At 58.1% G+C, this 12,143-nt stretch carries 12 protein-coding genes; 5 read left to right on the top strand and 7 right to left on the bottom strand.

Going from position 1 to position 12,143, the window contains the following annotated elements:
• Positions 1–15 precede the first annotated feature (15 nt).
• The gene (rep, locus tag C793_RS0101520; protein WP_017429180.1) at positions 16–2,097 is read right to left on the bottom strand and encodes a DNA helicase Rep; all 2,082 of its coding nucleotides are present in this window, start codon (positions 2,095–2,097) and stop codon (positions 16–18) included.
• 125 nt (positions 2,098–2,222) lie between these two features.
• Between rep and C793_RS0101525 the strand changes: the two genes are divergently transcribed.
• Positions 2,223–2,705 carry a tRNA (cytidine(34)-2'-O)-methyltransferase gene (locus C793_RS0101525; protein WP_017429181.1) on the top strand — a complete coding sequence of 161 codons (483 nt, stop codon included), beginning with the start codon at positions 2,223–2,225 and terminating at the stop codon, positions 2,703–2,705.
• Here the strand turns inward: C793_RS0101525 and pyrE are convergent.
• A complete protein-coding gene (gene pyrE, locus C793_RS0101530) occupies positions 2,698–3,408 on the bottom strand; it encodes an orotate phosphoribosyltransferase (protein WP_017429182.1) in 711 nt (236 codons plus the stop codon). The two genes, C793_RS0101525 and pyrE, sit on opposite strands and share 8 nt — an antisense overlap.
• Positions 3,409–3,495: 87 nt before the next feature.
• Here pyrE and C793_RS0101535 point away from each other — a divergent pair, with 87 nt between their 5' ends.
• Entirely contained in the window at positions 3,496–4,263 is a 768-nt protein-coding gene (locus C793_RS0101535) for an exodeoxyribonuclease III (protein ID WP_017429183.1), read from the top strand.
• Here C793_RS0101535 and rph read toward each other — a convergent pair.
• The gene (gene rph / locus C793_RS0101540; protein ID WP_017429184.1) at positions 4,258–5,022 is read right to left on the bottom strand and encodes a ribonuclease PH; all 765 of its coding nucleotides are present in this window, start codon (positions 5,020–5,022) and stop codon (positions 4,258–4,260) included. The genes C793_RS0101535 and rph overlap by 6 nt on opposite strands.
• A gap of 133 nt (positions 5,023–5,155) precedes the next feature.
• On the opposite strand from rph, the gene C793_RS0101545 reads away from it, so the two are divergent.
• Entirely contained in the window at positions 5,156–6,034 is an 879-nt protein-coding gene (locus C793_RS0101545) for a YicC/YloC family endoribonuclease (RefSeq protein WP_017429185.1), read from the top strand.
• Positions 6,035–6,078: 44 nt separating this feature from the next.
• Here C793_RS0101545 and C793_RS0101550 read toward each other — a convergent pair whose 3' ends face one another.
• The 3 genes from C793_RS0101550 to C793_RS0101560 all read right to left on the bottom strand — a co-directional run bounded on the left by C793_RS0101550 (position 6,079) and on the right by C793_RS0101560 (position 8,098).
• On the bottom strand, positions 6,079–7,371 hold the full coding sequence (locus C793_RS0101550) for a type II toxin-antitoxin system HipA family toxin (protein WP_017429186.1): 1,293 nt from the start codon (positions 7,369–7,371) through the stop codon (positions 6,079–6,081).
• Positions 7,361–7,657, bottom strand: a complete 297-nt coding sequence (locus C793_RS0101555; RefSeq protein WP_017429187.1) for a helix-turn-helix domain-containing protein — start codon at positions 7,655–7,657, stop codon at positions 7,361–7,363. Before C793_RS0101555 ends, C793_RS0101550 begins: the two co-directional genes overlap by 11 nt.
• Positions 7,658–7,765: 108 nt before the next feature.
• A complete protein-coding gene (locus C793_RS0101560) occupies positions 7,766–8,098 on the bottom strand; it encodes a YnfA family protein (RefSeq protein ID WP_026106040.1) in 333 nt (110 codons plus the stop codon).
• A 193-nt stretch (positions 8,099–8,291) separates the two neighbouring features.
• Here C793_RS0101560 and C793_RS0101565 point away from each other — a divergent pair, with 193 nt between their 5' ends.
• Positions 8,292–9,401, top strand: coding sequence for a Fic family protein (locus C793_RS0101565; RefSeq protein ID WP_017429189.1), 1,110 nt, complete (start codon positions 8,292–8,294; stop codon positions 9,399–9,401).
• A 43-nt stretch (positions 9,402–9,444) separates the two neighbouring features.
• Complete coding sequence (locus tag C793_RS13310) at positions 9,445–10,044, top strand: GNAT family N-acetyltransferase (RefSeq protein WP_017429190.1); 600 nt, start codon at positions 9,445–9,447, stop codon at positions 10,042–10,044.
• Positions 10,045–10,098: 54 nt separating this feature from the next.
• On the opposite strand, the gene C793_RS0101575 is transcribed toward C793_RS13310, so the two are convergent.
• Positions 10,099–11,871: a DUF262 domain-containing protein gene (locus C793_RS0101575; protein ID WP_017429191.1), complete on the bottom strand. Its 1,773-nt coding sequence runs from the start codon at positions 11,869–11,871 to the stop codon at positions 10,099–10,101.
• Between the last annotated feature and the right edge of the window lie 272 nt (positions 11,872–12,143).

Here is a 12,143-nt window from a genome sequence, read left to right on the forward strand (position 1 = left end):
AAACGGCCGGCGACGCTAATCCAGCAGCGAACGCAGCCCGGCGATGGCATTCTGCCCCCGGGCCTGCTTTTTTTCCGGGTCTTCCTTGTCGGCGCGGCCTTCCCATTCCAGATCGGCTTCGGGCAGTTCGTCGAGAAAACGGCTGGGCGTACAGTCGGATAGCTCGCCGTAGGTTTTGCGTTGGCGAGCCAGCGTCAGCGTCAGCGTCCGGCGCGCTCGGGTAATGCCCACGTAGGCCAGCCGACGCTCCTCCTCTATGGTGCCGTTTTCCACCGCGTTGCGGTGGGGCAGCAGGTCTTCTTCCAGCCCCATCAAATACACATGAGGAAACTCCAGGCCCTTGGAAGCGTGCATGGTCAAAAGCTGCACGCGGTCGGAGTCGTCTTCCTCGGCCTGCTGTTCGAGGATATCGCGCAGCACCAGCCGCGAAATCGCGTCTTCCACGCTGTCGGTCTGGGTGGCCGTGGAGTCCGTATCGTCGGGGCCTTCGTCTTCCGGTTCGCGATCGAGAGACTTTTCCAGCTGGTCGATCAGCGTCCACACGTTGGCCATGCGCCGCTCGGCCACTTTCGGCGCGCTGGCGTTCTGGTACAGCCAGGCCTCGTAGTCCATCTCCGTGAGCATCCGGCGAATGGCGGCCATGGCGTCGCCCTCGTCCATGCGCCGACGGGTGCCGTCAATAAACCGGGTAAAGCGCGTCAGCCGCTCCACGGCGCGCTCGGGCAGGTGCTGGGATAGCCCCATTTCGTGGCAGGCATCGAACAGCGACACGCCGCGTTCGGTACCCTGGTCGTTGGCATAGTTGGCCAGCTTCTCCAGGGTCGAGGGGCCTATCTCCCGGCGGGGCACGTTGACGATGCGCAGAAAGGCGTTGTCGTCGCCCGGGTTGATCAGCAGGCGCAGGTACGCCATGGCGTCCTTGATTTCGCCCCGGGAGAAAAACGAGGTGCCGCCGGACAGCTTGTAGGGAATCTGGTAGTGCTGCAGCTTGAGCTCCAGCAGCCGGGCCTGAAAGTTGCCCCGATACAGCACGGCAAAATCCTTCCAGGCGGCGGATTCCTTGATCCGGCGGGTGAGAATTTCGCTTGCCACGCGCTCGGCTTCGGCTTCTTCGTGGCGGTTGACCACCACGCGAATGGCGCTGCCGTCGCCCATTTGCGACCACAGCGTTTTCTCGTAGACGTGGGGGTTGTGGTCAATCAGGGCGTTGGCCGCGCGCAGAATGGTACCCGTAGAGCGGTAATTCTGCTCCAGCTTGACCACCTTGAGCCGGGGGAAGTCCTCGCCCAGGGTGACGAGGTTTTCCGGCCGCGCGCCGCGCCAGGCGTAGATCGACTGATCGTCGTCGCCGACCACGGTAAAGGTGGCGCGCTCGCCCATGAGGAGCTTGACCAGCAGGTACTGGCTGACGTTGGTGTCCTGATATTCATCCACCAGCATGTAGTGGATCCTGCGACGCCAGCGCGCCAGCGCGTCGGGGTCATCCCGCAGCAGCACCACGGGCAGCAGAATCAGGTCGTCAAAGTCCACCGCGTTGTAGGCGCGCAAGTGGCGCACGTAGGCTTCGTAGACCCGCGCGGCCAGCTCGGCATTGTCATCGGCGGCGTGGGACAGCGCTTCGCCGGGCAGCACCAGGTCGTTTTTCCACTGGGAGATCTGCCCCTGCACGGCCTTGATCTGGTCGGCGTCGACCTGGGCGTCCTTGTTCATCAGGTCGCGCAGTAGCGCTCGGGCATCTTCCGGATCAAACAGCGAAAACCCCGGCCGGTAGCCCAGCGCCTTGAGTTCGCCGCGGATGATATTCAGCCCCAGGGTGTGAAAGGTCGAGACGCGCAGGCCGTGGCTTTCCTTGCCCTTGAGAATGCTGCCCACACGCTCCTTCATTTCCCGCGCGGCCTTGTTGGTAAAGGTGACGGCGGCGATACGCCGGGCGCTCATGCCGCATTCCTGCACCAGGTAGGCGATCTTGGTGGTAATCACGCTGGTTTTACCCGATCCGGCGCCGGCCAGCACCAGGCAGGGGCCGTCGATGGCGCGCACGGCTTCCTGCTGGCTGGGGTTCAGGCCGCGCAGGCGCTGGGCGATACCGGGGTTCATGGCGTTGACTCCTTCCGCATAAAGCGAGGGCTGCCGGGAGTGAAAAGGACGTGGCGAGCCAATGATCCGCTGGCGCGCTCAGCGCGCGGGCTGCCATAATGGCGGTTTGCCCCGAGAGAGCCAGCATGTTCGAGATTGCGCTGTTCGAGCCGCGCATGGCGCCCAACACCGGCAACATCATGCGCCTGGCCGCCAATAACGGCTGCCGGCTGCATCTGATCGAGCCGCTGGGGTTTGATCTGGAAGAGCGCAAGCTGCGCCGGGCGGGGCTGGACTACCGCGACGCGGCCAACGTCACTCGGCACGCGGATTTTAGCGCTTTTCAAACGGTCATGCAGGGGCGCACGATCTGGGCGCTGACGACCCACGGCTCGCGCTTTTATACCGATGCCGCCTTTGCGCCGGGTGACGTGCTGCTGTTCGGTTCGGAAACCGGCGGCCTTTCAGCCGAGGCCCACTCAAACCTGCCCGAGTCGCACAAGCTGTTGATTCCCATGCAGCCCAACAACCGCAGCCTGAATCTGTCCAACGCCGTGGCGCTGGTGAGTTTCGAGGCCTGGCGGCAGAACGGCTTTGCCGGCGCTGCGCTGCCGCCCGACATCAGCTGATGCCGTAGCGCGCGCGGTAGTCGCGGATAGCCTCGGCGTGGGGCTGCATCTCGGGACCGGCGTGCGCTTCCAGATAGGCCAGCACCTGGTCGAGGCCGACGATGCTCACCACCGGCATGCCGTAGGTGCTCTCGACTTCCTGGATCGCGCTTTGCTCGCCCTGGCCGCGCTCCTGGCGGTCGAGGGCGATGATCACCCCGGAGGCGCGGGCGCTGTGCTGCTCGATGATGTCCATGACTTCGCGCACTGCGGTACCCGCGGTGATGACGTCGTCGATGATGAAAATATCGCCTTCAAGCGGCGCGCCGACGATGCTGCCGCCCTCGCCGTGGGCCTTGGCTTCCTTGCGGTTGAAGGCGTAGGGCATATCGCGCTCGTGGTGGTCGGCCAACGCCGCAGCGGTGACGGCGGCCAGCGGAATGCCCTTGTACGCCGGTCCGAACAGCACGTCGGCGGAGAGGCCGCTGTCGACGATGGCCCGGGCATAAAAGCGCCCGAGGCGCGCCAGTGCTCCGCCGGTCCGGAACAGCCCGGCGTTGAAGAAGTATGGACTGACACGGCCGGATTTCAGGGTAAAGTCGCCGAATCGGAGCACGCCCTGCTCGATGGCAAAGGCAATGAAATCGCGCTGGTAGGGCTTGAGGCGGCTGTCGGGAGCGTCTGTGCCGACGTCCGTTGAATCGTCTGTCAGGGATGCGGCCACGGCTTTCCTCGCTATTTTTGCCCGGGGGATTTACCCAAAGGTGGAAACGTCGGGTATCATACACCAGCGACGCAAAAGGGACGATCTATGAAAATTGCCAGCATCAATGTCAACGGTATTCGCGATGCCGTCGAGCGTGGTTTCCTGGACTGGCTGGCGCAGCAGGATGCCGATGTGGTCTGCGTGCAGGATACCCGGGTCAAGAGCTTCGAGCTGAGCGATCACATTCTCTATCCCGACGGTTACGAAGGTTATTTCCTGGATGCCGAGGATGACGACTTCGCCGGCGTGGCGCTGTATTGCCGCAAAATCCCCAAGGCAATCATGTACGGGCTGGGGTTTCCCCAGTGTGATCATGAAGGGCGCTTTCTGCAGGCGGATTACGACCGTTTCAGCATCGTGTCTTTCCTGATGCCCGACGGCCGCGATCAGCGCGCCAAGCAGCAGTTCATGGATCAGTACCAGGAATATCTGGGCAAAATGGCGCGCAAACGCCGCGAGTATATCATTTGCGGTACCTGGCACGTCGCGCACAAGACGCTGGATCTGGCCAACTGGTCGGATAATCAACTGACATCGGGCTTTCGCCCCGAAGAGCGCGCCTGGATGGACCATGTGCTGGGGCCCATCGGCTTTATTGATACCTTCCGCGAAATCAACCGCGACGCCGACGAATATACCTGGTGGCCCAGGCTTGACCAGGACCGGCCCCGGACGCGCCAGGAAGGCTGGCGCATCGACTATCAGCTGGTCGGTCCCAATTTCCGCCGCCACGTCGTCGACGCCTGGATCGACTACGACGCCACCTTTTCCGAGTATGCGCCGCTGATCGTCGAATACGATCTTGATTTATAGGCTCGACGCCTGGTCGCGCATTTCCAGCGCCTCGCGCTGATAGCGTTCAAGCCGGCTTCCCGCCTGCTCGGCCAGGTCGAGCATGGCATTGAGCTGGGTGCGGCTGAACGCTCCCGCCTCGGCGGTGCCCTGAACTTCAATCAGCCCGCCGTCGGCGGTCATCACCACGTTCATATCGGTATCCGCGCTGCTGTCTTCGGGGTAGTCCAGGTCCACCACCGGCATGCCCTTGTACAGGCCCACCGAGATCGAGCTAACCAGCTGCTTGAGCGGGTCGCCCTTGATCTTTTTCTCCCGCTGCAGGTAGCGCAGCGCGTCGACCAGCGCCACGCAGCCGCCGGTAATCGCCGCCGTGCGGGTGCCGCCGTCGGCCTGGATGACGTCGCAGTCCACGGTGATGGTGAATTCGCCCAGCTTTTTCAGATCCACCGCCGCGCGCAGGCTACGTCCGATCAGCCGCTGAATTTCCAGCGTGCGCCCGCCCTGCTTGCCGCTTTTGGCCTCGCGCCCGCCCCGGGTGTGGGTTGCGCGCGGTAGCATGCCGTATTCGGCGGTTACCCAGCCCTGGCGCTTGCCCCGCAGCCAGCGCGGCACGCCGGCCTCAACGCTGGCGTTGCACAGCACCCGGGTATCGCCAAACTCCACCATTACCGAGCCTTCGGCGTGGCGGGTGTAGTTGCGCGTCAGCCGCACGGCTCGAGGCTCGTCGGGTGCGCGGTCGCTGGGGCGGATGACCTCGGGGTGAGACACCTTGCTCATGATGGGCTACCTCATGGTTAAAATCGGGTTGGCCATTGTACATGCCCTGCCCGACCTCGGCGGGATTTCAGATAAACTGGCCCGCAATGTCCCCGCCGGGAGTCGCTACCGGGCGCCAATACAAGGAGCCGATATGAGCCATACCGCCGTCGTTCACAGCATGACCGCCTTCGCCCGCGCCGAGCAGGCTGCCGATTTTGGCACCCTGAAAGTCGAACTGCGTTCGGTCAATCAGCGCTATCTGGAACCGACCTTCCGCCTGCCCGAGCCGCTGCGCGCGCTGGAGCCGCCTCTTCGTGACGCTCTGCGCCAGCGCCTGGCCCGAGGCAAGGTGGAATGCACGCTAAAGCTGGACGCCGCCGATGCCGGCCACGCCCCGGCGGTGAATACCGACTATCTGGCCGAGCTTGCCGCCGCGCTGGAGATCGTTCAGCGCGAAGTCCCCGGCACCGCCGCACCCACCGCGCTGGATCTGCTGAATCAGCCAGGCGTGATGGACAGCGGCCATCGCGACAGCGAGGCGATATTCAACGCCGCCCGGACGCTGTTTGCCCGCGCGCTGGACGAACTACTGGATGCCCGCGCTCGGGAAGGCGAGAAGCTTGCCGAGCTGATACGCCAGCGGCTGGATGGCGTCAGCCGGGAAGTCGCCAAGGTGCGAGAATGGCTGCCGCGTATTCAGCAGGCTCAGCGCGACAAGCTGCTTGAACGCCTGGACGCTGCGCGTACCGAGCTTGAGCCTCAGCGACTCGAAGCGGAGCTGGTGCTTGTCGCGCAAAAAAGTGACGTTGCCGAAGAGCTTGATCGCCTCGATGCTCACGTCGAGGAAGTCCGCCGTCAGCTTGCTCAGCCCGGCTCCAAAGGCCGTCGGCTGGACTTTCTGATGCAGGAGCTCAACCGCGAAGCCAATACCCTGTCGTCCAAATCGCTGGTCGCCGAGACCACCCGCAGCGCCGTCGAACTCAAGGTGCTCATCGAGCAGATGCGCGAGCAGGTGCAGAATATTGAGTGAGGTAGTGACTTGCTGCGGGTGCCCTGGCGGTGTCCGCAAGTTGGCTACGTCAGCAGCGCGCTGTTGGCCCGGCGGCGCTGATCAAGCACTGTCTGAATCTCCGCTATGGTGTCTTCGCTGACGCCGTAGTCTCGGGCCTTGGCAGCAAACGTCGTGAGCACGTCGGCAATCTGTTGAATACAGTGCTGGGCCTGGGGCCAGTCATCAAACCCCGCGGCGCTTGCCAGCTGTTGCATGGCGGCCAGCGGCGGACGCTTGCCGTAGCCCATAAAGGCCGTGGCGTGTTCGTCAAAGGGGTGAGGGCTGAAGGTGGCGTCATAAAACGGTGCCGGCCGCCAGCGGCCGCAGTCGCTTTGTAAAAACGCCCAGTTCTTGCTGTGATCGTCCTGGTTGCTGGCAAGTAAATTGAATACGGCACGGCGAAACTGCAGCTGCCCCGCAGCGGGTGAGCGGCACAGCTGCCGGCTGGCCTTGATGAGATCCAGGTAGTCCAGGCTGGGGGCGCGATAGGCGGCATCCAGCAGGCCGCAGGCGCTGTGCATGTGCCATCGCCCCGGGCTCTGCGAGCCGTCTGGCCAGTGCCAGTCAAACCGTTTGAGCGCAAGCCAGGCGCGCGCACCGCTGCTGTCGGGTGCTTCCAACAGCTGCCACTCGGGCGGCTCAAGCCCGGCAGCTTTCGCCAGCGCTAAATACACCGCTTCGCACAGGCCTTCTTCGTGCCCAAGGGCTAGATTTTGCGAGGTGAATTTGACCAGCCATGCTTCATCGCCGCGCCTGGGGCGGGTGCGGCACTGGCCGGGAGCATCCGCCGTAAAAAATAGCTGAGCCTTCGGGCGGGCCCCGCCGGAGCTGCCGGCCGCTACCAGCGCAGAGAGTACGTCGCTGGTCTGGCCATCAAACAGAGCTTCGGCTTCAAGGCCCAGCGTTGCCATATCCGTCTCTTCGATATCGGACGGCTGCCATTCTGAAGCTGGGGCAAAGCGCAGCGCTCCCATGCCGCGGCTGCCGACGAAAGCCAGCCGATCCATGGGGGTGACCTGTGACGGGGAAATGCCGTGCTGGCGAAATACGCGATCCTGCAATAGCCGCCCCCAGCCGTCCGGCAGGCAGTCGGCAAACAGACCGTGCAGCCCTTCGTGGGGTTCTCCGGGCGCCTTCTGCAGCGCTGTGGTGGCGTCCAGAGTAAAAGGGGAAAGGTTGCCCAGCCGGGCAGGATAGTCCTCATGGTACTGAAAAAATACGCCCTGACGACTTTGCGCTAGCGTACCCACGAGCACGCTTTCACCGCTGGTGAGCGTGCGTTCAACGTTCAGCCGTGGCACGGGGCTAAAAGCCATCTTTCAGCACCTCGTCAATGGTGGTGGGCTGGCGGTTAGGGTCCTGTTGCGGTGCCTGAGTCAGCTCATACAGGCGCTTCAAGTCGTCCAGGCATTGCCACAGTAGCAGCAGCTGGCGGAAGGAAATTTTTCCCGTTAGCTCGAATTTCTTCAGCGTGGAGGCGGGCACGGTGCTGCGCTTGGCCAGCGCCTCCCGGGACAGCCCTTCTTCTTCACGCCGGCGGCGCAGGTAGGCGGCAAACGCCTGCTGCACGTCGCTGTCGTCGAGCAAAAGAAAACGCGGCATATCGGGTACCTGTGGATATGGTGGTGCCCATTATAGCCGTTTTAACGATTTTTTGGATATCATGATATCTGATAGGAGCTGTTTTGAAGCGATATTTTAAAAATGCCTTCAAGAAACCCTTGGCCCCAGCATGATAATCGCCATGCCCAGCAGCGCCACGGCGGAGCCGGCCAGGTCCCATGCGGTAGGCTTGATGCCGTCCACCACCCATAGCCACATGATCGCGGTAAAGATATAGACGCCGCCGTAGGCCGCATAGACCCGGCCCGCGGCGGTGGGATGCAGCGTCAACAGCCAGGCAAAAGCCGCCAGGCTCAGCGCGCCGGGCACCAGCAGCCAGGCCGTTTTGCCCTCTCGCAGCCACAGGTAAGGCAGGTAGCAACCGACGATTTCCGCCAGCGCAGTGACCAGAAAAAGCCCCACGGTTTTACTCTCGGGCAACAATGTTGGCTCCTTGGCTGGTGATTGGGGAATCACCCTGATCATACGTGGCTTTGCCGCCTGACCACCAACGACTCTGTATTCCAAGATCCCCTAACCTGAACCGGGCCATCAGCGATGTGATTGTCGGTTGAGCCGAATACTTGCCATAATCGGCTCATAAAATGATTCGATTAGGCGGTGTATTTGGCTCATGTATATCTGGGAGCAGTCCGACTGGCCACAATTTGTCTGGGACGAGGCCGTGCTTGGCCCTGAATTGAACGCCGTGCGTTTGCTTCAGGGCCGGCTGCTGGGGCGCGCTGAAGCGTCCTCCGGTGATCTTGATCGGGAATTGGAAAGAGATGCCTTGATCAGAAACGCCATTCGTACCAGCGAAATTGAAGGCGAACATCTGGATGTCGGCTCGGTGCGTTCATCCGTCACACGTCATTTGGGGCTTGAGCAAGCCGGCGTTCAAGAGCGAGCCACACCGGAAGCAGAATCGCTGGTCGAGCTTTTGCTGATGGCCACCCATGAGCCGGATACACCGCTATCGCCTGGGCAGCTGTGTCGCTGGCAGTCGATGCTGTTCCCCCATGGAGCGGGTTTGGTGTCCCACATCCGCATCGGGGAGTTACGCGGGGAGCAGCCCATGCAGGTGGTATCGGGGCGTATTAATCAGCCTCGCGTGCATTTTGAAGCGCCGCCAGGAAAGTGTCTGAAAGCTGAGCTGGCGGATTTTGTGTACTGGTTCAATCATCCGCCGGCGCGGCTTGATCCGCTGCTGAGGGCCGGCATTGCTCATCTTTGGCTGCTTACGCTGCACCCGTTTGACGATGGCAACGGCCGTGTGACCCGAGCTGTCACGGATCGGGCGCTGGCGCAAGCGGAGCACCAGTCGGTGCGTTTTTATTCTTTAAGCGCGGCCATCATGGATCGCCGACAAGCCTATTATGATCATTTGGAGCAGGCCCAGAGCGGCAGCCTTGATATTACCCGGTGGCTTGCCTGGTTTGTGCAGACGCTGAAAGAGGCCCTGACACAGGCACTGCGTCAAGTAGACCGAGTGTTGGCGAAGTCGCATTTCTGGCAGCGCCACGCGGCCACCGTACTCAATGCGCGCCAGATTAAAGTGCTGAATCGGCTCCTGGACACGGCCGGCGATGAGTTTGCGCACGGCATCAATGCGCGTCAGTACAAGGCGCTGGCCAAAGTGAGTAAAGCCACGGCTACCCGGGATTTGACCGACCTGCTGGACAAGCGCTGTCTGGAGCGTCTGCCCGGTGGCGGCCGCAGTACGCGCTATGCTATTGCTGTTTAGATAGCTTCAACTCACCTGTTGGTACCCGCAAGAGAGAGCGTTGATGACGGCTTTGCGCTTCCGCCGCCTGACCGCCGCCGACATACCCGCTGCCAGTGAGCTGTTGGGTCTGGGCATGCGCGATAACCCTACCCACGTCCAGGCGTTCGGCGATGATCCCGAGCGTCGCCGGTGCGCGCTGACCGCGATGTTCGCCCCCTTTATGCACCGTCAGGCGGTCAACGGCGTGGTGTTGGGTGCTTTTATCGACGGTGAACTGGTAGGCGTGGCCGGCCTGTCGCTGCCCGGCTGTTGCCAGCCGGCGCTGATGGACAAGTTACGCGCCCTTCCGGCCCTTTTCGCGGCCAGCGGCCCGCGTGGCCTGTGGCGCGTCTATTGCTGGACGCGAATCTGGAAAAAACGCGATGCCCAAATACCCCGCCACGGCCATCTGGGGCCGCTGGCGGTGGCGCCAAAGCACCAGGGTCAGGGCATCGGCAGCGCGTTAATGCAGCGCCTGTGCGATGAGCTAAGCGCACGCCGGCTGGTCGGCTATCTGGAAACCGACCTTGCCGCCAACGTCCGGCTTTATCGGCGCTTTGGTTTCAATGTCATTGCATGTGAGTTAGTTATGGGTGTAACACATTGGTTCATGGAGTTATGATGCTATTGTGATTTCTATAGGTTGAAATTTATTTTACCACTATTATGAGTTTTGCTAATATTTAACATAATCAGGGTTCCATTTTTTCAGGCAGAATTTAATAATTTTAGCTTCTCTTTTTTCTATTGAGTCAATACTCCATTCACCGTTATCCAAGAATGTTTCCAGTTCGTTTTGTGTTTTGTAAGGTGCTTTTTTAAAGTGTTTAGAGTTTTTAGTTTTAATGTTTTTGTTGCCTTTGGATGAATTTGCTGAAGCGGGGTCAAATGTCAGGTTTCCAAGCCTGTGTATATGGTTATCAAGAAAAGATTCGCTAATCTTGGGCAGTATGGCCTTGTTGTGAATGATGCCATGTTCTTCAGGATTTTGAGATGCTATATGCTCTACGGTTAGTCGTGTTTTGTGACCAGGGTTTCGATACTCTTTTTCTGACATGCTAGTGCATATAGGCTGCTCCGTCTGCCTCAAGAAGTTTTCGTATTTCCACATAAGATAGCTCATATCCCTTGAGGACATGAACTGATAAAAATCTGTGTATTCCAAGTGCTCTTTGAACCTCTTTTTAGGTGAATAATGCCCTATAAGATCTGAAAGATGATCAAAAAGTGGATCAAATTTTCCGGAAAAGTCACGAGCTTCTTTGAATAGCTTAGCCTGTCCGGTGTTGGATCTGTTCTGCTGCAGGGCAAAAATTCTAAAGCTAAATATTTCCAGTAATTGGCAAGCGGTGTCGAACTTTATTTTCTCCTTTGTTTTGTCAAACTTGAGGCATTTTAGCAAAAGCGGATTGAAGTTTCCTAGTCTTTCCAAGCAAGATAAGTCCCTGTAGCTGCTAGAATTGCTCCTCAAAAGGTCACGCATTATCCGGAAGCTTTCTTTGAGCTTCTTGCTAAAACTTTCTATAAAGTCTACTGCCTCCTTATTTGAACCCTGTTTAATAAGAGGGTTTAGCTTTTTGCGAATATACTGAACAGGATTTTGGTAGTCATCTTTGTCTTTCCATCTTTCAAATGCTATACAATGATATTGTAGGACAGTATCTTCATCTATCTTCCCATCAAACATCTCCAGGTCACGAAAAATATCTGTAAATCTTTGCTGTATTGATGTTAATCGGGTATCAACATCATCGTCTGCTGATAAATATATTTTATACATTAAAAAGCTTTTTATCTTTTCGAGGTTCGTTAATCCTTTACCTCGATCATTTGTTGTTTCAAATATAAGCGTTGCCTCTGCGGAATCTTTTACAGAATAAGTTAAAACATTGGTGGATTCATCTACCTTTATTTTTAGGTTTATAAGGTCATTGGTTTCGTACTTTTTAAGTATTTCTGTGAAGTATCTCTTGGCTTTGAAAAGCCGGCGTTGTGAAGGTGTTTCTATAAACTGAGAACCATCATCGTCATCGAGGATATAGGTTTGGAAGAAGTCGTCGTCGCTCGATATTGCTTGAAGCTTAGGTCTTTTTCGACTTTCTATATAAGTTTCATATGCCAAGTCTAGCCCGTTATCTTCATACTCCTCTTTTGAAAGCCTTTGACCAAGCTCATAAAGTAATGCCTTCATGAATATTATAACGGTAGTTATTCTTTGCTGGCCATCTACAATTTCTATTATGTCAAACCCGGACTTTTTTCCTCCTTTTTCCTGAAAAAGGATTGTTCCTAGAAAATAATATCTGTCCACAGACTGGTTTTCAATGTCTTCAATGAAGTCGGGGAGATGCTTTGAGTCTTCCCATGCGTAAGCACGCTGGTAGTTTGGTATTTTAAATATCTTTCTTCCATCAAAGAGCTCTTTTAGTTTCTTTTGGCCGTTTTCCACTGGGCTGTCCTTTTGTTGCGATTTGATTTTTGGTTTCTTGAGCGGGATAGTTTTTAAAGATCCCTTTTAATATTGGTCAATATTAATCATTTTTTAAATGTATCGTTACAGGTTCGCCAATCACCAAATTATTGCGTTTATGGTGCCATATGTGCAAGTTTTATTTGTTGATTATGTGAATTAACTGTGACGATATATCATGTTGCAAGCCCGTTGGTAGTCGTATGCTTGCAAGTGCGCTTTTGCCAAAGCAATGATCAGTTTACCTATAA

The sequence above is a fragment of the Vreelandella jeotgali Hwa genome, assembly GCF_000334215.1.
Taxonomy (GTDB): Bacteria; Pseudomonadota; Gammaproteobacteria; order Pseudomonadales; family Halomonadaceae; genus Vreelandella; species Vreelandella jeotgali.

What these genes read in the sequence shown, in the direction of transcription:
- rep (WP_017429180.1), bottom strand. Translation starts at nt 2,097, where the DNA reads ATGAACCCCGGTATCGCCCAGCGCCTGCGCGGCCTGAACCCCAGCCAG.
- C793_RS0101525 (WP_017429181.1), top strand. Translation starts at nt 2,223, where the DNA reads ATGTTCGAGATTGCGCTGTTCGAGCCGCGCATGGCGCCCAACACCGGC.
- C793_RS0101535 (WP_017429183.1), top strand. Translation starts at nt 3,496, where the DNA reads ATGAAAATTGCCAGCATCAATGTCAACGGTATTCGCGATGCCGTCGAG.
- rph (WP_017429184.1), bottom strand. Translation starts at nt 5,022, where the DNA reads ATGAGCAAGGTGTCTCACCCCGAGGTCATCCGCCCCAGCGACCGCGCA.
- C793_RS0101545 (WP_017429185.1), top strand. Translation starts at nt 5,156, where the DNA reads ATGAGCCATACCGCCGTCGTTCACAGCATGACCGCCTTCGCCCGCGCC.
- C793_RS0101550 (WP_017429186.1), bottom strand. Translation starts at nt 7,371, where the DNA reads ATGGCTTTTAGCCCCGTGCCACGGCTGAACGTTGAACGCACGCTCACC.
- C793_RS0101555 (WP_017429187.1), bottom strand. Translation starts at nt 7,657, where the DNA reads ATGCCGCGTTTTCTTTTGCTCGACGACAGCGACGTGCAGCAGGCGTTT.
- C793_RS0101565 (WP_017429189.1), top strand. Translation starts at nt 8,292, where the DNA reads ATGTATATCTGGGAGCAGTCCGACTGGCCACAATTTGTCTGGGACGAG.
- C793_RS13310 (WP_017429190.1), top strand. Translation starts at nt 9,445, where the DNA reads ATGACGGCTTTGCGCTTCCGCCGCCTGACCGCCGCCGACATACCCGCT.